The 21,702-nt window shown below is 43.8% G+C and carries 17 protein-coding genes; 5 read left to right on the top strand and 12 right to left on the bottom strand.

Going from position 1 to position 21,702, the window contains the following annotated elements; genetic code table 11:
- The first annotated feature begins 28 nt into the window (after window positions 1-28).
- Both INP51_RS00800 and INP51_RS00795 read left to right on the top strand, forming a co-directional pair.
- Entirely contained in the window at window positions 29-937 is a 909-nt protein-coding gene (locus INP51_RS00800) for an AraC family transcriptional regulator (RefSeq protein ID WP_193735877.1), read from the top strand.
- On the top strand, window positions 934-2,196 hold the full coding sequence (locus INP51_RS00795) for an HAD hydrolase family protein (RefSeq protein WP_193735876.1): 1,263 nt from the start codon (window positions 934-936) through the stop codon (window positions 2,194-2,196). The genes INP51_RS00800 and INP51_RS00795 overlap by 4 nt, the downstream gene beginning before the upstream one ends.
- Window positions 2,197-2,207: 11 nt before the next feature.
- Here INP51_RS00795 and INP51_RS00790 read toward each other — a convergent pair whose 3' ends face one another.
- Complete coding sequence (locus INP51_RS00790; protein ID WP_193735875.1) at window positions 2,208-3,299, bottom strand: dipeptide epimerase; 1,092 nt, start codon at window positions 3,297-3,299, stop codon at window positions 2,208-2,210.
- A gap of 118 nt (window positions 3,300-3,417) precedes the next feature.
- Here INP51_RS00790 and INP51_RS00785 point away from each other — a divergent pair, with 118 nt between their 5' ends.
- On the top strand, window positions 3,418-4,248 hold the full coding sequence (locus INP51_RS00785; RefSeq protein WP_193735874.1) for a CPBP family intramembrane glutamic endopeptidase: 831 nt from the start codon (window positions 3,418-3,420) through the stop codon (window positions 4,246-4,248).
- On the opposite strand, the gene INP51_RS00780 is transcribed toward INP51_RS00785, so the two are convergent.
- The 10 genes from INP51_RS00780 to addB form a co-directional block, all read right to left on the bottom strand.
- Window positions 4,217-5,104: a radical SAM protein gene (locus INP51_RS00780; RefSeq protein ID WP_193735873.1), complete on the bottom strand. Its 888-nt coding sequence runs from the start codon at window positions 5,102-5,104 to the stop codon at window positions 4,217-4,219. The two genes, INP51_RS00785 and INP51_RS00780, sit on opposite strands and share 32 nt — an antisense overlap.
- Before the next feature lie 2 nt (window positions 5,105-5,106).
- Window positions 5,107-6,282, bottom strand: coding sequence for an FprA family A-type flavoprotein (locus tag INP51_RS00775; protein WP_193735872.1), 1,176 nt, complete (start codon window positions 6,280-6,282; stop codon window positions 5,107-5,109).
- Window positions 6,283-6,395: 113 nt separating this feature from the next.
- A complete protein-coding gene (locus INP51_RS00770; protein WP_193735871.1) occupies window positions 6,396-7,583 on the bottom strand; it encodes a pyridoxal phosphate-dependent aminotransferase in 1,188 nt (395 codons plus the stop codon).
- Between the two features lie 133 nt (window positions 7,584-7,716).
- Window positions 7,717-7,917, bottom strand: a complete 201-nt coding sequence (locus INP51_RS00765; protein WP_193735870.1) for a small, acid-soluble spore protein, alpha/beta type — start codon at window positions 7,915-7,917, stop codon at window positions 7,717-7,719.
- 99 nt (window positions 7,918-8,016) lie between these two features.
- Window positions 8,017-8,205: a PspC domain-containing protein gene (locus INP51_RS00760; protein WP_193735869.1), complete on the bottom strand. Its 189-nt coding sequence runs from the start codon at window positions 8,203-8,205 to the stop codon at window positions 8,017-8,019.
- Between the two features lie 62 nt (window positions 8,206-8,267).
- On the bottom strand, window positions 8,268-9,101 hold the full coding sequence (locus tag INP51_RS00755; RefSeq protein WP_193735868.1) for a DUF4097 family beta strand repeat-containing protein: 834 nt from the start codon (window positions 9,099-9,101) through the stop codon (window positions 8,268-8,270).
- Complete coding sequence (locus INP51_RS00750; protein ID WP_193735867.1) at window positions 9,098-9,883, bottom strand: DUF1700 domain-containing protein; 786 nt, start codon at window positions 9,881-9,883, stop codon at window positions 9,098-9,100. Before INP51_RS00750 ends, INP51_RS00755 begins: the two co-directional genes overlap by 4 nt.
- Window positions 9,884-9,885: 2 nt before the next feature.
- Window positions 9,886-10,209, bottom strand: coding sequence for a PadR family transcriptional regulator (locus INP51_RS00745; protein WP_193735866.1), 324 nt, complete (start codon window positions 10,207-10,209; stop codon window positions 9,886-9,888).
- 146 nt (window positions 10,210-10,355) lie between these two features.
- A complete protein-coding gene (gene addA / locus INP51_RS00740; RefSeq protein WP_193735865.1) occupies window positions 10,356-14,036 on the bottom strand; it encodes a helicase-exonuclease AddAB subunit AddA in 3,681 nt (1,226 codons plus the stop codon).
- Window positions 13,996-17,469: a helicase-exonuclease AddAB subunit AddB gene (gene addB / locus INP51_RS00735; protein ID WP_193735864.1), complete on the bottom strand. Its 3,474-nt coding sequence runs from the start codon at window positions 17,467-17,469 to the stop codon at window positions 13,996-13,998. Before addB ends, addA begins: the two co-directional genes overlap by 41 nt.
- A 277-nt stretch (window positions 17,470-17,746) precedes the next feature.
- On the opposite strand from addB, the gene INP51_RS00730 reads away from it, so the two are divergent.
- Window positions 17,747-18,202 (top strand): hypothetical protein, encoded by a 456-nt coding sequence (locus INP51_RS00730; protein WP_193735863.1) that lies wholly within the window; start codon window positions 17,747-17,749, stop codon window positions 18,200-18,202.
- A 93-nt stretch (window positions 18,203-18,295) separates the two neighbouring features.
- Window positions 18,296-18,937, top strand: a complete 642-nt coding sequence (ytaF, locus tag INP51_RS00725; RefSeq protein ID WP_193735862.1) for a sporulation membrane protein YtaF — start codon at window positions 18,296-18,298, stop codon at window positions 18,935-18,937.
- Here ytaF and INP51_RS00720 read toward each other — a convergent pair.
- Window positions 18,875-21,583, bottom strand: a complete 2,709-nt coding sequence (locus INP51_RS00720; protein ID WP_193735861.1) for a cation-translocating P-type ATPase — start codon at window positions 21,581-21,583, stop codon at window positions 18,875-18,877. The genes ytaF and INP51_RS00720 overlap by 63 nt on opposite strands.
- Between the last annotated feature and the right edge of the window lie 119 nt (window positions 21,584-21,702).

The raw sequence follows: 21,702 nt of genomic DNA, 5'->3' as shown, positions 1-21,702 counted from the left end.
TGCGTTTCATGCCTGCGGGAGGATTTTTATGCAGCTTAAAACAGATAAAAAGCAAAAAGAGGTGAAATCACACGGGTGTTTTGAATTTCCTGTTTTTATCAGTCAGGAAGTATTGTCCCGCTATGAGCGTGGGGCATTTAACTGGCACTGGCATCCCGAGATAGAGATTACGCTGATTCTGGAGGGCCGCATCAGCTATCAGGTCAACGACCAGACTTATCTTCTTTCATCTGGGGACGGCCTCTTCTGCAACGCTAACGCTCTTCATGCCGGTCATATGATTGACGGTGAAGACTGCTATTATCTGTCCACCACCTTTCACCCGCGCATTATCTACGGTTTTGAGGGAAGCGTGCTGCAGCGAAAATATGTGAATCCTATTGTCACAAATCCTTCCATTGGATCTCTGGTTTTACGTGAAGAGACTGGCTGGCAAAAAGAAGTACTGAAAAATCTGCATCAGATTTATCAACTCTATCTGGAATCTTCCGTTTCATTTGAAATGAAGGTTTCTCAGCTGCTTGGGACAGTCTGGCTTTCTATCTATGATCACCTGGATATAAAACGAATCCAAAGTACCCAAAGTACAGATTCCGTCAGAGATATTGAAAGACTTCGGGCAATTCTATCTTATATTCAGGAGCATTACTCTGATAAGATAACACTATCCGATATTGCCGATGAAATCCATCTGTGCAAAAGTGAATGCTGCCGCTTTTTTAAAAAGTACATGGATGTTTCACTGTTTGACTACCTGATGTATTATAGAATAGAAAAAAGTCTGCCTCTGCTCGCACGTGATTCGCTTTCAATTACGGAAATCGCACAGCGGTCCGGCTTTTCAAGTCCGGGGTACTTTGCCAGAGTATTCAGGCAGCAGATCAATTGTTCGCCGAGTGCGTACCGGCAAAACAGTAAGGGGGAAAAAAGTATATGAGTTCATATTCGCTTCCGACAATAGGACTTCGTATCGTCAAGACAGCCGTAACGGCCTTTCTTATCATGTTTCTATTTCGGATTTTGCACCTGGGACGAAGCCCTTTTTACGCGATGATCGCGTCAATATTATCGATGCAGTCAGATCTTTCAAACAGCAAAAGGACCGCTCTTAATCGCGCATTTGGGACTACAGTTGGCGCCTCCTTTGCAGCATTTTTAACCATGCTTGAGATCCGTATATCTGCATTCACGAGGGAAGGTTTCCTTTATCTTGTAAGTGTTATCATCTGCATCACAGCAATTATATATGTCACTGTAATTTTTCATATGACAACGGCCTCTTATATTTCCTGTGTCGTATTTTTAAGCGCCACAGTAGTGTCAAGAGGCAGTGACGGCGGACCTTTTTTGTTCGTATTGTTTCGATTTTCAGACACTCTTTTTGGCGTTTTTCTGTCCTATGTTATAAACTGGATCCATATTCCACAAAAAAAGCGAACTGATATCCTTTTTACTTCCGGACTCGATCAGATTCTTTTACCCGGAAAGAGCACCCCCAGTGCTTATACAATAAGGGAGCTGAATCATCTGATTGGATCAGGAGCAAACTTTACGCTCTCCACCAGTCACACGCCCGCTGCAATCCTTAAAGCAGCAGAGAATCTTCACCTGCAGCTTCCGGTCATCGCCATGGACGGAGCCGTTCTCTATGATATCGGTAAAAATCAATATTTGTTGAAATATATGATGAGCCGCCAGACAGTATCAAGAATTGAACATATTCTGGACGACAAGAATTTTCACTTTTTTGAGAATGTTATCGTCGATGATGTCCTGTTAATCTATTATCAGGACTTTAAGACCCCGCAGCAAAGAGAATATTATGAGAAGCAGCGTATTTCTCCGCTCCACAATTATATGCGGGGAAAAAGATCTGAAAAACAGAATGTGATTTCATTTACCCTGCTGGATGATACCACGCGACTGAACGCTCTGATCAGCGATTTTAACCAGGAAGGTCTGGATCGAAACTGTCGTTTTCTTCTGAAAAAAAGTGAATATGAAAATCAGGCACTCCTGCATATTCTATGCAAGAATGCCCGGAAAGAAAATATGAATCATTATCTGCAGAAAAAGCTGAATCTGCCCAAGACTATTAGCTTTGGCGATTACAAAGATACCTGCGACATCACCGTAGAAAGCAAAGACTCCGATCAGGTCGCCAAAACAGTTAAGAAACTATACAGCAAAAAGTGATCTCCGTTCTCTTAGTCGAGATAACGAATCCCGTTCACCTTCGTCACACCCAGACCCGGTGTATCTGAAGGAGTAATCCGATCATTGTCAAATACCGAACCTCCGACTACCGGATCCTCACTGCAAAGTACTGGTCCGTCTAGATCAATCTTAGTAATGATACTCTTAGCCGCCGCAAGATGAACGGCTGCATTTACACTGACCTTAGCTTCAAGCATACATCCGATCATGCACTCAACGCCGTAAACCTCCGCAATAGAGCAGATCTTAAGCGCATTGTAAAGTCCGCCGGTTTTCATCAGTTTGATATTGATAAAATCCGCAGCATGCTGCTGCAGAATTGAAAGAGCATCCTGGGGTGAGAATACACTTTCGTCCGCGAGAACCGGTATTGCAACATGGTCTGTTACAAACTTCATCCCTTCGATATCATGGGCCTTTACAGGCTGCTCTACAAATTCAATATTAAGTCCTGCGTCCTCCATATCTGTGAGAACCTTAACTGCCTCTTTAGGCGACCATCCCTGATTTGCGTCAATTCTAAGATCAACATCGTAACCTACCGCTTTTCGAATCGCTTTCATTCTCTCAAGATCCATGGCTGCATCCTTTCCAACCTTAATCTTAAGAGTCTTAAATCCCCTCTTTATCGCATCGACACTGTCCTCTGCCATTTCCCGGGGGGAATTGACACTGATCGTGATATCCGTAATAATCTGTTTCTGATACCCTCCCAGCATCTTGTAAAGAGGCGCGTGATACAGCTGTCCATACAGATCGTAAAGTGCAATATCGACAGCGGCTTTCGCACTGTGATTTCCAACAATACAGGAATTAAGTCTCAGCATAATTTCCTCAAAATTCTCAATGTCCATTCCCACAAGGCTTTTTATGATATGATCTTTTAGTGCACCTACAATGGCACCTTTCGTGTCTCCTGTGATCACCCCGGTTGGCGGAGCCTCTCCAAAACCAATCTGACCAGAATCCGTGTGGATCTCAACAATAATATCCTCGACACTGTCTACAGTTCGAAGAGCAGTTTTAAATGGTGTTTTCAGGGGTACTGAAATTTCCCCAATTTTAATGTCCGTAATTTTCATATGTCACCTCCAAAAATAAATGAATTGTGTTATAATAAGAACAGCTATCTAAAAATCATCCTGCCAAATTTTAATTGACATTCAGAAATTTGGCAAATACTGTACAAAGGAGATATCTGTGAAAAAAATCAGCAAATACTTATACGCATGTCTTCCATTACTTATGGTACTTGCAGTCTTTTTTCTGGTACCTAATCTTTTTGCACTGATGCAGATTTTGTTCCCCGGTGCTTTCCTCTTTCGGCTTCTTGGACCCGCCGGAAATCCAAACAGCCCAGACTACCTGAACCTGATCTCGACGATCATGTATGCATGTGCTCTGATTCCAGTCACTTGCTGGTATTTTTTTGGCATATACCAAAAGCACTCATCCAGGAGAAGAGGCTCCTTTGGCCCGTCAACTGTCGGTCCGGTTGTTTTTCTTGCTCTTGGAGTCTCGCACAGTCTGACTTTGTTATTCATGATCATGTCCATCTTCATACCGGATGCACTGAACAGTTACAATAACCTGATCGAAGACTCCGGAATGCTCAACTACTCTGTGCTTTGGTTCGTTTCGACAATTATTCTTCCGCCACTTGTGGAGGAATTGACTTTTCGGGGGATTACCATGCATTTATTCCAAAAGGCGGGCGCTCCCTTCTGGATTGCAAATATCCTGCAGGCACTGCTGTTCGGTGTCTTCCATATGAATCTTGTTCAAGGAATCTACGCATTCTTTTTGGGGATTCTGCTTGGATATCTTGTAAAACGATATAATTCTCTTATTGCAAGCATGACTTTTCACGCATTCTTTAACTTCTTCGGAACATGGCTTTCAGATCTGGAGAGCAGGTATTTTGATGATTACCTGAACTTTCTGGCCATGATTGTGGGAATCATTCTTACCGTCTATGCATTGTATCGAATCAAAAAAACTACACGCCCTCGTAGTGGAAACTGGGGATAAAGCTTTCTTTTGCGGTATCCCCTTCCTGAATATATGCCTGACCAATTCCAAGAGTGCAGGCATAATCTGTCAGGGCATCGTATTCTCTTTTTGTCGTCTTTCTTGCAATCTCCGGATATTTCTTCTGCAGTCTTTTTGAGGGTGTATATTGATTCAGCAGGCTCAGACAGATACAAGATCCGTAAGTCTCATAAAGATATTTTACCACATTTTTTGCTTCATGAACATGGCCGGGAAGAAGGAGATGACGTACAATCACTCCTTTTTGCATCATTCCACTCTTGTCAAACACAGGATGAGGGACTTGTGATACCATCTCTTCTACCGCCATCTTCGCCACCTTAGGATAGTCACCCGCTTTCGAATATGCAAGAGCTGTCTTTTCCTCCCAGTACTTAAAATCGGTCAGATAAACATCCACAATACCTTCAAGCATCTTCAGCGTTTCCACTTTTTCATATCCACTGGTGTTATACACAAGCGGTATCTTAAGGCCTCGATTTCTGGCCATCTTTACCGCAGATATAATCTGTAATACATAGTGTGTCGGTGTAACGAGATTCAGATTGGCTGCCCCTTGATCCTGAAGTTCAAGGAAGATATCCGCCAGCCGTGACAAAGAAACCTCTTTTCCAGAAGCCGCATGGGCAATCTCATAATTCTGACAATACACGCAATGCAAATTACACCCGCAAAAAAAGACTGTTCCAGAACCTGTGTTTCCGGAAATACACGGCTCTTCCCAGTAATGCAGCGCTGCTCTGGCCAGATAGATCTGATCCGTCATTTTACAGACTCCCAGATTGAGGTCACGATCCACATGACAGTTTCTCGGACAAAGACTGCACAGATGCATCCTTATTCCTTCTTCCTGTTATCTGACAACTCCTTTGCAAGAGTTTCCATGCATTCCAGATTTTCCTGTTTCAGAGCAGACTTAATCGACACCATCGTGTCACAGATTGTCACATCTTTCATTGATTCCATATAGGTCCGCATCAGTTTTTTTGCCATCGGTGCCCAGGTTCCGTTTTCAATCAGTGCAACTTTTCTGTTCTGATAATTCTTCACTTTCAACCTGTGGAGAAATGCTTCCATAGGCGGAAACAGACTGCCATCATATGTTGAACACGCAAGTACCATCTTATCGTAGCGAAAAGCATTCGCAGCAGCACCTGAGATGTCTTCTCTCGTCAAATCACAAAGGACAACCTTGCTTCCCTGTTTCTTTAACATCTGGGCCAGCCGAATGGCAGCTTCCTTTGTATGTCCATAGATAGACGCATATGCAATAAAAACGCCTTCCTCTTCTGGTCTGTAGCTGCTCCAGGTGTCATACTTTCCCAGATAAAAGTCGATATCAGAATCAAGCACTGCTCCATGCAGCGAACAGATCTTTGAAACCGGAAGTCCGGAAAGTTTCTTTAAGAGCATCTGGACCTGTTTTCCATATTTTCCGACTATATTGATATAATATCTTCTGGCTTCATCGGTCCATTCCTCTTTCGGATCTGCTCCGCCAAATCTTCCAAAAGCATCAGCAGAAAACAAGATCTGCTCCGATTTTTCATACGTAACCATCACTTCCGGCCAATGAACCATGGGGGCCATGATAAACTGCAGCGTATGTGTCCCCAGGCTTAAAGTATCATTTTCTTTGACAACAATGCCCCGTTCTTTGTAATCCTCGCCGAAAAACTGTTCAATCATGGCGAATTCTTTCGCATTTGCAACGATCTTCATATTGGGATACAATTCGGCCAGATATTTCACATTCGCAGCATGATCTGGTTCCATATGAGAAATCACCAGATAATCCGGAGTTTTCCCGTCAAGAACGTTTCTAAGATTTGAGATCCATGCCTTGGTAGCTCGTTCATCCACCGTGTCCATAACCGCAATCTTGTCATCTAATATTACATAAGAATTATAAGTCATTCCAAAGGGAACTGCATATTGGCTTTCAAACAGATCTAGGGTCTTGTCATGGACCCCTATATATCGGACTGCATCAGTAACCTTCGTTTCATTCATGTCAAAAGCTCCTTGTCTAATCGTGTTTTCTATATCATAGTATATAATACTTTACTGAATTTTTCCAGTATGTAATTTCAAAAGGTATTTTGACGCTAATGATACACAGATTATCACGACTGATACTTTTTTGCAAGTGCCTGAAATGCCGGGAGAGCACGTTCAATTCTTTTCAGTGGAACACAGTATGAGATCCGAACGTAACCACTGCAGCCAAAGCTGTCACTTGGAACCATGAGAAGCTCTAATTCTTTTGCCTTATCACAAAAAGCTGCCGCGTCTTCCTCCATTGCTTTTACAAACATATAAAAAGCCCCATTGGGATAGATACATTCATAGCCATATGAAGTCAGTGCCTGATACATAAAATCCCTGTTTTTCTTATATAGTTCGATATCTGCCACCTCTCCGGCACATTTCGCAATCACATGCTGCATCAGACTGGGTGCACACACATATCCCAGTGCTCGGCCGGCACCGCAGATGGCGGCGTGAATGCTCTTATGATTTTCCACCTCATCCGGAATCAGGATGTATCCAATTCGTTCACCGGGAATTGACATGCATTTACTGAACGAATAACACACTAATGTGTTATCATAATATTTCGTCAGAAATGGTACTTTTAAGCCGTCATATACCAGTTCCCTGTAAGGTTCGTCGGAGATCAGAAAAATCGGATGACCGTATTCTTCTGATTTATCTTTTAGAATCCCGGCAAGTGTCCGAATAGATTTTTCGCTGAAGACCACTCCTGACGGATTATTCGGTGAGTTGATGATAATTCCCTTCGTGTGCTCTGAAAAAGCGGGCTTTAGATTATCAAAATCAATCTGAAAGCTGTCCGGATTTGTCTCGACCGTGACAAGGCTGGCACCGGCTGTCTCCACAAAAACACGATATTCAGGAAAAAACGGCGTAAATGTAATAAACTCATCCCCATCTTCGCACAGTGCTTCGACACTGATTCGAAGTGACGCCGTTGCCCCACACGTCATATAAAAGTTATCTTCATGGAACGAAGTTTGATATCTGGTATTCAAATCAGCGGCAATTGCCCTTTTCGTCTCCTGATCCCCCGCATTTGAGGTATAACCATGCAGAAAATAATCGTTTTTCTGACTGATAAGCTCCCGGATTGCTTTATGAAAGCCCTCCGGGGTCGGTACATTAGGATTTCCGATGCAAAAATCAAAGACATTCTCCTCTCCGATTTCATTACATCTCTTCTGGCTATATTCAAATATTTTCCTGATAATATTGGGTTCAGCGCCAAGTTCATACATCTGACTTGCGTACATTGTTTTTTCCTCCCTCGCTTTTTCTTTTGACATTTATTCGTCCCTTTTGGGACTGTAGCCACCACGGCTTTGTTTATGTGACATTATATCGCTTTAAAGCCATAAAGTAAAGTTTGTTTTAAAAAAAGAGCAGTCACTCCTGCTCTTTTTTTGCCTCTCTTTTACGCTTTGTAATCAGCCCCCCGATTCTGCCCGTTTCTTTTGCTGTCAGAGTTTTCCATCCACTGTCCAAGACTTTATCAAGCAGCCCCAGTTCATTTGCAATTTCATACTTCATGACTTCATCGGAGGTAAGATTATTCAGATCGATCTTCTTTTCACTTTTGCTGTTCATAGAGACCACACACCTTTCTTTGCTGCCATACTCAAGTGGTATGGCTTAACTATCTAGGAGTGTTGCCAGAACGAAAAGAATTATACGCCTTCACATCTTTTATTTTGGGATAATAATCGCAGCAAGGATATAAGCCACAATCCCCCATCCCACGTTGAAGACACTTAATACCACCCATGCTATGCGGACGAGTGTCGGATCGATGTTAAAATACTCTGCAATCCCCCCGCAGACACCACATAGCATATAATTTGTCGATGAACGATACAATCTTTTGTTGTTATCCATAATAGCACTTCCTTTCCGGCCATAAGCCGTGCTCTTACAATCCTTAATACGTTTCAATCTCATCAGACCTTGCTGTCTTGAAACTGAATATCAATACGGCCAACTCCACAATCTACATCGATTACATTATCCCCCGATCCAAATGCAATATCCTCTACATTTCCGGAGAATTTCTGCGAACCAAACCGAACCTCTCCGATTGCACAGTCGCCTTCCAGATAATAATCCGACTGTCCGCCGGACATCCAGGTTTTAATCTCTCCTGCCCCGCATTCGAGCTCCACATACGATGATTCCAGCAGACCAAAGTCAATCGAACCTGCTCCCACAGTGCAGTCGACCTCCGTTGAGCTTAAGCCCTTGGTTACCAAAAGTTTCCCCGCACCAATGTCTGCGTCAAATTCATCTGTATTCAGAGTATCTATACTTACCGTTCCCCCATACAGACCGATAGAAACGTCTGTAAAATGATAATCCTTCGGTATCTGGATCGTGATTTTAGGATGATTGGATGATCTGACTGTATGATCTGTGATCATAAGTACATATCCATCTTCTTCGGCGGAGTATTTCAGCGGATTAACCCTTTGCGATGTGACTTTGATGGTCGGCCCGTCGTATTCCTTTATTATGATATCGCCATACTTTGACTCGATATCAAGTTCTTCAATATTGGAAAATTCTCTGGTTGTCTCATTACCCACACTAAAATCATCTCTCCAATCATCCCAGATATCAAAGCTATGGTTTCCAAAGCCGATGTTAAAATAGTCTCCTGCGGTATGTCTTATCGCATTGGTTCTTCCTCCAAGTATCAGTCCAAGAACGATACAGCAAATCCCCAATACCAGAGCTACACCGCTGATAATCAGCAGAACTTTTTTCCACACTTTCATGAGCTGGCACCTCCCTCATCTCTTCCCCGTCCATGGTGAAAGATTCTGGACAGTCGGCTAATCAGCCATCGAAATACTTTTGGCAGTATCTTAAACAGCAGCCAAACAAAGAATACAGTCAGCGCCAGCCCCGCTGCAAAAAGGATCAGGCCAATCCCTGTTAGCAGCAATCCACTGCCCAGGGAAGTGACTGCAAGCATCATACCTTTTACCACGAAGGCGATTCCACATCCTGCAAGAATGAATCCCGACAGGAACAATGCCAGCACCGCAGCGCAAAGCCCTGCCAGAATGCCAAATGCTCCACCTGTAATTCCAAAGGTAATCGGCAAGAACATTATGAGTACAAGGATGATGAGAAACCATCCGCCCACGCCGCGTCTTCCTTTCTTGTCATACCTGTGCTCCTGTTTCTGCTCCCTGTTATCCTGTTTTTGTTCTCTATTTTCCTGATTTTGTTTCCTGCTGTTCCGATTATTGTCTCGGCCTTTTTGACCTGATTCGGATGACACTGCTGATATCGGATTTTCCTGTGATGTTTCATGATCGCGATATCCATTGTCTGTGTACTGACCTTGATCTTTATAGTCCCCACGGTAACTTGCGCGAATCCCCGCGGCCACTTTCCCGGGACTGCCAAGCTCCTGTATGATCATTCCTTCATTTTCCGGACCGGCATCGTCAAAATAATCATTATAATAATCGAGGGCATCCTGTCTCTCATTCTCCGGAAGGTCGCAGAGCAGACGGCTCAGCTGATCTATAAATTCTGTTCTGTTCATAATTAACTCTCCCCTCCTTCTTCGAATAACGAACTTATTTTCCTGGAATAGCTTTTCCACTCCATCTTATACAGACGCAGCTGAACTTCGCCTTTTTCCGTCAGCTTATAGTATCTGCGGTTTCTTCCGTCAAATTTCATATCGTAAACCATCAGACATTCGTCTTTCTGCAATCTTCGAAGAACCGGATACAAGGTTGATTCCGATATATCTATGACGTTTCTCACATCCTGTGTAATCTTATAGCCATAGGTGCCTTCTTTCTCTCTCGAGACAACTGCAAGCACAATCGCATCCAAAAGTGCAGCACCAGTATTAAATACCATATTATCAACTCCTGACTTTCTGATCAGAAAACAATTATTCGCTCGACTATAATACTATTTATCACATTATACTGTTCTCTGTCTTATATTATATGATATATAGTATTATAAGCCAGATAATTTGTCAAGAGTATTTTGAGAATTTTTTAAACGATCTCGATTTTTCTTCCCAGACTGACCGAGTAGATATCCATCTCTTTTACTTCCTTGCCGGTGATTTGCTGAAGAGCTTTTTTATAGTATAAAAGCTGCTTTTCGTACCTTTTAGCGAGATCACTGCCATCGGGGTCAGTCACTCGATCTGTCTTATAATCAACTAGCACCAGCTTTCCTTTTTCTTCAAAATAAGCATCGATAATTCCCTGCACCAGGACAAGTTCGTCCGCCGGCCACTTTTCGTCGATATCGGAAGCTGGTATGCCCATTACAAATGGCTGTTCTCGATACAGCCTTTGGGCTGCACCTGCCTGGCAGATTCTTTGTCCGATATCCGTGTGGAGAAATTGTACAAGATCCCTGATCCATACATGTTCTGCATCCTCTTTTGACAACTTCTGATCTGAAACCATCGCATCAATCTGTCTTTTCAGTTCAGAAAACGGGTTTTCAATTACCGCCTTAAGGCTTTTGTAATTCAGATTCTCAAACACCTTATGATATATGGTTCCTCTGGCGGATCCGCCTTTTTCATCTCTGGCTTCTTGCATAAACTCAGGAATATATGGCATTTGATCCGATTCGTAGAAGAGTTCCTCCCCTTGCTCATCCTCCCCGGATCTTTTCAGTTCAGACACAGACATCTTAACTGGTATAAGGGCCAGTTCCCGATATGGGTATACATACGAGAATCTCTTTTCGAGTATCTTTTTTGTATCTGGATCGCGTATGACACTCGCATCCCAATGCAAAAGTTCCTGTTTCTTCACATCCCGATTCATCCTTGTGAGCATCTCAGAAGCTACAAGGGATGACGGTGTGATTACCTGGATCTTAATCTTTGCATCCTTATCTTCCAGAGAGACTTCCCTTCCTGTGGGAAGCTGATACATCTCAAAAAGACTCTGAAAGCAGGGATGTCCCGCAAGTGATGCAAGTACCCAGTCAAAATAACACCTTGCCTTGATAAGCCTTCCGTAGTATAGATGCCTGTTCTCAGAGTAAATGAGATATCCGCAGCTTTCGACCCATTTTTTCAGGTCTCCACTTCCACATAAAATCAGCTTTTCCTTCGCCCTGGTAAGTGCCACATATAGAATACGCAGTTCCTCTCCCAGCGTTTCTTTCGTCATTCTCTGACGAACGGCCTCCTTTAACAGGGTCGCCTCCTTCGTTCTCCTTTCGCTGTCAATCACATCAGATGCGATGCCAAGCTTTGAATGCAGTACTACTGTCTGGTTTGCATCCATAAAGTTAAATCTCTTCCCCATTCCCGCTACGAATACTACAGGGAATTCCAGTCCCTTGCTCTTATGTATGCTCATGATCCGCACGGTATCTTCCGTCTCGCCGTTTATATTCACTTCCCCGAAATCAACCTCATACTTTTGAATTTCCTCTATGTAACGGATAAAATTGAATAAACCCCGATAGCTGGTATCTTCAAACTCAACGGCCTTCTCCACAAGCATGGCAAGATTGGCTGTTCTCTGCTGACCCGCGGGCATAGCGGCCGCATAATCCCCATAACCGGTCTCTTCTAAAATCTCCTCCACCAGCTGATGAATCGGGGTGTAAGGAACCCTGTCTCTGAAATCGGAAATCATCTTTAAAAATCTTAAAAGTTTTCCACGTAAGCTTTCATCAGACCCTTCCCTCGCATAAAGATTACAAGCCTGATAGATTCTCTGACTTGGATATGTACTCTTGATCACTGCAAGTTCTTCAGATGAACATGTTCCGATAGGAGAATGAAGAACCGCCGCAAAAGGGATATCCTGCATGGGATTATCACAAATTCTCAAAAAATCGAGGACTGTCACAACCTCAAGCGCCGAAAAATATCCAGTCTGTGAAGTCGTATATGCCGGTATTCCCTGGCTCTGAAGAACACGAGAGAAGATGTCCGCCCATTCGCTGACCGTTCGAAGAAGTACTACACAGTCGCGGTACTCGACCTTTCGGTAAGTCTTTAGATTCTTGTCCCATACCTTGTCTTTTCCCACCATAGATATGATCTTTTTGGATACAAAAAGAGCTTCGGTCTCAATCATCGTCTCCCTGGTCTTCGTATCTTCCAGTTCCGGTGATTTGCTGTCAATCAGGAGAACATCCGTACACGGAAAATCAGGATCCTGTCCATCTGGATAATCTGCACCTGCATATAGGGCTTCTGAGTCATCATATTCAATTCCTCCGAGAGAACGCTCCATGATCTGCCGGAACATAAAGTTAATGGAAGTCAAAACATTTTTCCGGCTCCTGAAGTTTTTGTGAAGATCAATTCTCTGCTCCCTGCTGCTTTCTACTGTATAATCTTCCTGCTTTTTAAGAAAAAGTTCGGGTCTGGCCAGACGGAATCCATAGATGCTCTGCTTGACGTCTCCCACCATAAACCGGTTATACGTGCCATCAAACACACCCGACACAGATTCTAAAAGGAATTCCTGAATAAAGTTACTGTCTTGATATTCGTCAATCATGACTTCAGCATACCGGTTGGAGAGTTCTTTTGCCGCTTCGGTTCTTACATATCCGTCATTCTTTTTTTGTACAAGAATCTCCAGCGCAAAATGTTCCAGGTCCGAAAAGTCCATCAGACTTTTTCTCCTCTTCTTCTCTGAGAATACTTCCATAAACCTTTTCGTAAGCCCAACCAGCCAGAAAATCGGCTCTCGGCACAACTGAAATTCTCTTACAACCTGCTCTTTGGGTCTGGAACAGTATTTTGTTTGGATGTCGGTCAGTATACTCTTTACGTCATCCCGAAGAGCCTTTACCTGTGCCCGTAATGTCTCATCCACAGAAGTATCCTTCTTCCGGGACAAGGTCATAAACCCCATTCCCTGTAAGGCCTGATACATCTCCTGATAAGATTCTTTCTGCAAAAGTGTATGAAGTATCTCCTCATCTGCCTCCAGCATGGGCAGATACATATATGGACCGGCTGATGACCGCGCAAGTGCACTCGCATTCTTTGTTACTTCCAGTGCGTTATGCAGCTGAGTATGTATCTCCTCCAACAATTCCTGCATCCATGGCATATCTTCCAATCTGCCCTCCCCAGCTGACTCATACATCTTATTACATTCATCCAGCCAGTCCTTTGGGTAAGGATAACTGACCGCGAAATCATACAACTTCAGGATCAGATTCTCTATGGACTGGTCACTCTTTCCCGGTGCATACCACTCCACAAACTTCAGGAACCCCGGATCTTTTTCTTCATATGCCTCCTCCAGAACTTCTTCCAGAACTTCTTTTTTCAAAAGCTTTAATTCACCTTCGTCGGCGATTCGGTACCCGGGATCCAGATCTATAAGGTGAAAATAGTTCTGAATTACATAGGTACAAAATCCATGAATCGTTGTGATCTGTGCATGATGAATCAGCGCGCTCTGTCTTTGCAGATGCTCATCTTCCGGACTTTCTGTCAGGGCTTTTTCAAGTGCAGCCCTAATACGCTCTTTCATCTCTGCTGCCGCTGCCCTTGTAAATGTCACCACCAGCAGAGAATCGATATCAACAGGATTCTCTTTATCCGTCACCATAGTGAGAATTCTCTCCACCAGAACCGCCGTCTTTCCGGAACCGGCGGCCGCAGAAACCAGAATGTTCCGATCTCGCAGATCAATCACTTTCTTCTGTTCTTTTGTCCATGCCACTGCCATAATTATCATCCCCGCTTTCGGATAAATCTTTCTTCATCTTCTCTATGATCTCTTCCTGCTCTTCTTTCTTCAGCTTTCGAAACGAAAAACCGTCGATTCTCTCATCAAATCCACATACACCATGATATGGACAATAAGTGCACGCCTCCTTGTTATCCAATTTATAAGGAGATACCTGAACATATCCTTCCAATATCTCTCTTCCGATCTCCCGAATCTTTTTACTCGTATAATGGCTGATGGTATCGAAATTTTCTTTTTCAGCTACATGGGAATAACGATTTAAAGAGCCATTCCTGGTATAGCCTACAGGGATTATACTGGAGTTTTCACCCGCACCGACGTTTTGGTCCATAAGATGAACGACTTCTTCCTCCGCTCTGGCAATTCCATCAAGTCTCAGAGTTTTCAGAACTTTTTGAAGTACCTCTTCATCACTTTCGCCGCCTGACGCGGCGACATAAGGATCACCGATTCTGTAATAGAAGATTCCGGCCGGCTCCACCTCTTTATCCGGGTATTTCTTTTGTTCCAGCTCCAGTGCCGCATTCATATAAACAACCAGCTGTATCTGAAGCCCATAGTACAACTCTACCAGACTTAATGAAGTATTTCCCGATTTATAATCAATGATTTTCACATATACTTTATCATCCGTTTCACAGAGGTCCATACGGTCTATCCTTCCGCGAAGCTTCACCTTTTCATCCGGTGAGATGTCAAAGTTGATTGCCTCAAGCTGGTCCTCCATGGCAAATGATACCTCGAATCCGCCCGGCTCGAACATCCCCTGCTCTATCTGCTGCTGCAAGGCCCACACGGTTCTCTTAAGCATTCTCCTCACCCGTATGATCATATAGCTGTTTCGATTCGTGCTGTGAAGAATCGTGTTCCCATAACTGTCGGCAAGTTTTTCCACACTTTCATCAATCAGACTTTCTCTGAACTCATCCGTCAGGTCCTTCCAGTGAAGCCCTTTTTCATCCAGTTTTTTCGAGAATTCTTCCAGTGCCTCATGCATGATACTCCCCATATCTGCAGCATTGAACTCGTAGGTTTCACGCTCCGTAAGTTCCAGTCCGTATTTCAAAAAATGTGAAAATGCACATGCCGCAAACTGTTCCAGCCTTGTCGCCGAGTTCACCAGAATATTCCCGTAGAGTGCCTTTGCAACAGCCTTACTCACCACTTCCTCAGGATTTTCATAAAATGCCGCCTCCACAAGATGATCGATCTGGTTTTTTCTTTTTTCATCCCTGCAATACCAGGAAAAGAGTTCCTTCCATACAGAATTTTCTTCTCCCTCCCGAAACGATCTCAGCCCTTCTACCAGAGATTTTACCGCATCATCTGCTGTCTCCATCTCCCACAGGCCGCATCCGTTTGATCTGACTTCCTCCACCTCGATATCCAGATATAACTTCGAAATCATACCTATCAGGTATGCAGGGAGCAGTGCTTCTCCCTTGCTGTTAGATCTACTGTAGGATAAAAAAAGTTTTTCAGAGGGTTTCGTAAGGTTTAAATACAGATAAAATCTCTGCATATACATTTCTTCGCGCCCGGTTGGTGCCAGCCAAACATCTTGATCGGCAAGATACTCCCTGTCAGGTTCTGAGAGAATTCCGCTTTTTGAGACTGGCTTTGGAATGATCCCATCATTAATTCCCACGAAAAACAGTATTTTCACATCTTTTAGTCTCGTCCTCTCGATATCCCCTAACAATACTTGATCCGTGGAGGGCGGAATTAGACCTACAGACGTTTCAAGAAATCCTGCCTCCAAAATCTCCTGATAATGGGCAAGACTCACTTTCTCATCTCCCAAAACCTCCACCAATTTATCCAGAAGATCCATCAAAACACCATAGATCTGCCCATATTCCCGCTCCATTTCCATATCCTGACTCTGATGGAATACATCCTCATATTCCTTTAACTGTTGTTGAATTTCGCAGGAACAGATCAGACCATATAGCACTCTTGTCCTCTCTTCAACATTCAGATTTCTCTTCTTAAACCCATGTGCAAACTCCCCTACTTCTTCTATAAAACGAATTCTGGATTCATTGACAGCTAAAAGCTTCTCTTTGTCCATCCCTTTATAAACACGAACCCACGTCTCTTCATATTTCTTCAGACCACGGATTCCAAGCGCAAGGCAGTAGTTCTCCATCTCATCAATTTCGGATGTCGCAAGATGGCTCATCCCACAACGCAGATATCGGAAGACACTCTCATAACTAAAATTCGAAACCACAAGATCTACTGCGGAACGCAAAAACTCTACAAATGGATTCATAAGTACAGAATGTTTCTCGTCCACAAAACAGGGAATATCGAACTTTTCAAACACCTGCTTTGCAAAATTGCCATATGTCTTTAAGTCACCGGTCACAATAGCGAAATCTTTGTATCGGTAATCCCCTTCTCGTACAATTTTATGTATCGTGCGCGCCACATCTAAAAGTTCTGCTTTCGGATCATCCATTACCCGGATGCAGATCTCATCTTGTTTTTTCTCATAGGGACTAAATTGATAGCGGAATATATTTTTCTCAAGAGCCGCAAGAGCCGGCGCATGTGAAAATCTCGAATATTTGTTATGTCTTAGATATACCGGCTCTTCTATCTCAATGTGCCCCTCACGGCACATGTCGGTCAGTTTCTGAATCATCTTTTTCGTCATGGAGAATAATCTGTGCGGACCGTCATAGTGAAATGGATCTTCCCTTTCATCTATGGCTGCAGCCACAATCACCTTATCACAAAGATGCAGCATCTCCTGCACTACCTGATTTTGTACCGGCGTAAAACCGGTAAAACCATCTAAAAAAACCGTGCTATGCCGTATCAATTTCGATTCGCCGATTCTACGGCACAGGACATCCAGTACTTCTTCTCCCGCGATATATCTTCCCTCCATAAAACCCATGAAGCCTTTGTAAATCACACCTGTATCAGAAAGCTTGGCGGCCAACAGCGGCTTATCCTTTGCTTCCCCGGCCCATTCTTCCAAACAGGCAGCATCCACCTGATACTGCATGAGTTCTGAAACCAATGACTTCATCTCGGCAATAGCACCAGTACGCTTTAAGTTTGATCCGAGAAATTTCAGGTTCTTCTGCTGCTCCTGTACGATACGCTGGATTACCAGTGTCTTTCCTGTCTCCTCAAGCACCGGATGAGGTGCTCCTCCTACTTCCTGCAATATTCGGTAAGCCAGTCGGGGAAAACTCAGGATATCTATATTCAAAATCCCTTTGTTTGGGTGAAGGGAAACCAGTTCCTTCTGCGTCTGCATCGTAAACTGCTCCGGTACAACAACGAGGTATTTTCTGTCAGGATGTCTGATTGATTCATCTATAATGTATTGAAAGCCATAATGAGATTTCCCCACACCAGAACTTCCAAGCAGTAATTGTAACGACATAAGCCGCCTCCTTTTTATGTTTGCAAAAATCCGAAATGCACTCTAATCGGGTTGCTTTCTCATGTTTGTTCGGGTCCCAAGGTCATGCTTTTTCATGCGAGCATGAAACGCAGGACCTTTTGACCCTGGTATCATCATATGATACCATAAGTTGAAACCCTGTAAAAGAGCACGGGAAGCTTTGTTGGAAATTTGCCATAGATTACCGTTAATATCTGCATATTTTCATAAGTCAGATCATATCATTTATAGAGAATGCAAAAGGAGTGTACCGTCTATGAGTTCAAAAACTAAAATTGTTGTACTACATATGAAAGAAGTTATCTATACAGCTATCTTTCTGATTCTGGCTGTGGTAGCTGTCATACTGCTTGTCGTGATGTTTCATGGTAAGAATTCCAGGGAACCGAATTCGGAAGCTACAGTTTCCACCTCGGTCAACCAGTATACACCAGGTGTCTATACGTCTTCCATCGAATTAAATGGCAACTCATTCGACGTACAGGTGACTGTAGATAAAGATCATATCAATTCTGTTGAACTGATAAACCTAAGTGACGTTACTACTGCCATGTATCCTCTGATGGAACCCACCTTAGAAGACATAGCAAGCCAGATTTATGCAACACAGTCTACAGAGAACATAAAATATTCTGATGACAATAAATATACTTCCATGCTTCTTTTGGATGCTGTAAAATCAGCACTTTCAAAAGCCGAAGTAAGCAAATAAAAAAGTTACGCATTTTATGCCTGCATGAAATGCGTAACTTTTTATTTTTTTTATCATATTATAAGTAAAAAGTTTATCGTGGGGTAAGTAAATGTGATATCTCTATCTCTTATTCTCGAATCACTGGTGCTTGTGACAGCACTTTCCATAGATACCTTTGTAGCATGCTTTGCCTACGGCACAAATAAAATAAAAATTCCTTTCCTGTCAGCTGCTCTGATGGATTTCATTTCCGGTGGGATCCTGCTGATTTTCCTGTCCTTAGGCAGGGTAATCAGTCCTTACCTGCCACAGCAGCTGATCAGGATTTTTTGTTTTGCAATTTTATTCGGATTGGGAATTCTAAAACTTTTCGACAGCTATCTGAAAACTCTGATCAGAAAAAACCAGCCCACGGCACCATATATACACTTTTCATTCATGCACTTTCGCTTTATACTGACGGTCTATGCTGACCCCGACAAAGCCGACATGGATCAGAGTCACACCCTTTCCCCCAGAGAGGCTATATCTCTGGGAGTCGCACTTTCACTGGACAGTGCCGCCGTCGGTTTCGGAGCCGGGGTACTTCCTCTTAACATCAGTTGTACGGTAATACTGTCACTCGCGGTGGGTGCATGTGCAATCTTTTTTGGCTGCCTCTCGGGTAATCTCATCGCTGATAAACTGAAATCAGATCTTTCCTGGCTCAGTGGCATTCTCCTTATTGTCCTTGCTTTTATGAAGTTTTTTTAACCAGGATACAGGATTAAAAAGCAACATCTCATGGGCAATTAACGGCATAGAAGACAAAAAGGTCAGACCCACCCATTCGCCAAATGACAGATGCACAGTTTCAAAGGCAAGATTGAAATATGGAATCTCAGTCACCAGCATCTGAAGGGCAATCCCAACCGTGAAGGCTACTATCATCAGTTTATTCGAAAATGGATGGTTCGTAAAAAATGATTTTTCCACGTTTCTCATTCCAATTGCATGAAACAGTTCTGATATTCCGAGAACCGTAAAGGCATAAGTCTGAGCACGCATCAGAATCTCCTCATAAGAAAGGGCTGCTTTGATATTGCTCAATGTGAACGCCGCCCCTTGACCGTTTAAAAATGCATAGGGTACACTGAAAAATGCGATCAGGCTGATCGCTGCAATCAGGCATCCATAGAACAATGTGCAAAATAAGCCTCCGCCGGCAAACAGACTCTCTGCAGCGCTGCGCGGCGGCTTTTCCATAAGCATCTTTCCGTCATTTTCATCCACACCAAGTGCCAGTGCCGGAAGTGAGTCTGTAATCAGATTCACCCAAAGAATATGGCTGGCTTTCAGGGGAGAACTGAGGCCTGCGGTTACGGCCAGAAACATGGTGATAATTTCACCAAAGTTGGATGACAGAAGAAACAGCACGGATTTTTTGATATTCTCATAGATTCCCCTTCCCTCTTCGATTGCCTTTTCAATCGTGGCAAAATTATCATCTGTGAGAATGATATCAGCTGCATTCTTCGCTACGTCTGTGCCACACTTTCCCATGGCAATTCCAATATCGGCGGATTTCAAAGATGGCGCATCATTTACACCGTCTCCTGTCATGGCGGCTATATTTCCCCTGGCACGGAATGCTTTTACAATCCGCACCTTGTGCGTAGGCGAAACCCTGGCAAAGACGCTTAAGCTCTCGCATCTTTCTTTCAAGTCTTCATCCGACATTTTTTCGATCTCATCTCCGGTGATACACTCGTGCATCGACCTTGCAATTCCCAGCTGTTTTGCTATGGCAAATGCAGTTTCCACATGATCTCCGGTGATCATAACTGTCTTTACGCCGGCATGCCGGAATACGGATATGGCTTCTTTTGCCTCTTCCCTCGGCGGATCGATCATCCCGGCAAGTCCGATGAACACCAGATTGTTCTCCTCTGGCGAAGCGGCCTGCGGCCTCATTGCAAGTCCAAGCACGCGCAGTGCCTGACTGCTCATATCACGGGTTGCCTGTGCGACCTGTATTCTGTCTTCTTCTGTAATCGCTACAATCTCGCCCTTTTTTAAAACTCTTGTACAGCGGTTTATGAGAACGTCACTGGACCCTTTCGTGTAAGAAACTCTATTCCCCCCATTTTGATGAACTGTTGTCATCATCTTACGCTTGGAATCAAAGGGAAGCTCATCGACTCTTTTGTATTCATCTTCCAACTTTATCTTGCTGATGCCAAAATGTGCTCCCATATCCATCAGTGCAATTTCCGTGGGATCACCCATAGATACTCCGCCGGAGATGATAGCATCGTTACATAGCACGAAACCCTCCAGGAATTCCCGGTTCTTCGAAGGATCCAGCTGTTCCAAGTCCAGGCTCTTCTGATCCGTATAACACGAAACCACTTTCATCTTATTCTGAGTCAGTGTTCCCGTCTTATCCGAGCAGACAACATTCACAGAACCCAAAGTCTCTACAGCAGGAAGTCTGCGGACAATTGTATTGACTTTCACCATTCTGGAAACACTCAGTGCCAACACGATTGTCACGATCGCCGGAAGCCCTTCCGGAACCGCGGCAACCGCAAGAGAAATAGCCGTGATCAGCATTTCTGGAACATTCCTGTGCTGAATCACCGCGATAACAAAAAGCGCAGCACATAAAATCACCGCACAGGCACTCAAAATCTTTCCGATTTCACCCAGTCTGCGCTGTAAAGGTGTCGGCTCTTCGTGACCGCCATGCAGCATGCCGGCAATCTTTCCGATCTCCGTGTGCATCCCCGCAGCCGTGACCACGCCTTCACCCCGACCGTAAACAACATTTGTGGACATGAAGGCTATATTCTTCATATCTCCAAGTGAGAGTTTCTCTCCCAAAATCGATTCTGATGTTTTCTGAACCGGAAGAGATTCCCCGGTCAGTGCTGACTCATCCGTTTTAATACTATAACAGGAAATCAGCCGAATATCGGCCGGTATCTGACAGCCGGTTTCGAGAGAGACAACATCCCCGCATACAAGATCAGCCGCCTCAGTCTCTTTGTAAACGCCTTCTCTTTTTACAATCGCAGTTGGGCTGGTCATCTTCTTCAAAGCCTCCAAGGCTTTCTGGGCTTTTCCCTCCTGTACAACTCCGACCACACCGTTCATGATGATGACGGCAAATATAATCCCCGCATCACTCATCTCCCGCATCGCCATAGAAATCCCGGCCGCGATCAGAAGAATAAAGATCAAAGGATCATTCAACTGTTCCGCAAACATAGTAAACACCGACTTCTTCTTTGGTTCTGCCAGTACATTATACCCGTTCTCTTTGCTTCTGCGTGCTGCTTCCGCATTCGAAAGCCCCTGCTGCAGATTCGTATCTAATTTCTTTTCCACTTCTGTAGGAGACATCTGTTCATACATATACCTCTCCCTTTCATCACAAAACTGGATTCAGACATGCCAGGCACGTCTGAATTAGCGGCTAACTAAGTGTATGCATCTCCTGCACACATTATGAAACCGTAGTTTCATAAATATCT

The organism is Blautia liquoris (assembly GCF_015159595.1).
Classification (GTDB): Bacteria; Bacillota; Clostridia; order Lachnospirales; family Lachnospiraceae; genus Novisyntrophococcus; species Novisyntrophococcus liquoris.
Note: the sequence above shows the minus strand (reverse complement) of the source record. Positions and strands in the feature narration are given on the sequence as shown.

Bases quoted from the DNA above. Each gene is read 5' to 3' on its own strand.
- INP51_RS00800 (WP_193735877.1), top strand. From the start codon at position 29: ATGCAGCTTAAAACAGATAAAAAGCAAAAAGAGGTGAAATCACACGGG.
- INP51_RS00795 (WP_193735876.1), top strand. From the start codon at position 934: ATGAGTTCATATTCGCTTCCGACAATAGGACTTCGTATCGTCAAGACA.
- INP51_RS00790 (WP_193735875.1), bottom strand. From the start codon at position 3,299: ATGAAAATTACGGACATTAAAATTGGGGAAATTTCAGTACCCCTGAAA.
- INP51_RS00780 (WP_193735873.1), bottom strand. From the start codon at position 5,104: ATGCATCTGTGCAGTCTTTGTCCGAGAAACTGTCATGTGGATCGTGAC.
- INP51_RS00775 (WP_193735872.1), bottom strand. From the start codon at position 6,282: ATGAATGAAACGAAGGTTACTGATGCAGTCCGATATATAGGGGTCCAT.
- INP51_RS00770 (WP_193735871.1), bottom strand. From the start codon at position 7,583: ATGTACGCAAGTCAGATGTATGAACTTGGCGCTGAACCCAATATTATC.
- INP51_RS00765 (WP_193735870.1), bottom strand. From the start codon at position 7,917: ATGAACAGCAAAAGTGAAAAGAAGATCGATCTGAATAATCTTACCTCC.
- INP51_RS00760 (WP_193735869.1), bottom strand. From the start codon at position 8,205: ATGGATAACAACAAAAGATTGTATCGTTCATCGACAAATTATATGCTA.
- INP51_RS00755 (WP_193735868.1), bottom strand. From the start codon at position 9,101: ATGAAAGTGTGGAAAAAAGTTCTGCTGATTATCAGCGGTGTAGCTCTG.
- INP51_RS00750 (WP_193735867.1), bottom strand. From the start codon at position 9,883: ATGAACAGAACAGAATTTATAGATCAGCTGAGCCGTCTGCTCTGCGAC.
- INP51_RS00745 (WP_193735866.1), bottom strand. From the start codon at position 10,209: ATGGTATTTAATACTGGTGCTGCACTTTTGGATGCGATTGTGCTTGCA.
- addA (WP_193735865.1), bottom strand. From the start codon at position 14,036: ATGGCAGTGGCATGGACAAAAGAACAGAAGAAAGTGATTGATCTGCGA.
- addB (WP_193735864.1), bottom strand. From the start codon at position 17,469: ATGTCGTTACAATTACTGCTTGGAAGTTCTGGTGTGGGGAAATCTCAT.
- INP51_RS00730 (WP_193735863.1), top strand. From the start codon at position 17,747: ATGAGTTCAAAAACTAAAATTGTTGTACTACATATGAAAGAAGTTATC.
- INP51_RS00720 (WP_193735861.1), bottom strand. From the start codon at position 21,583: ATGTATGAACAGATGTCTCCTACAGAAGTGGAAAAGAAATTAGATACG.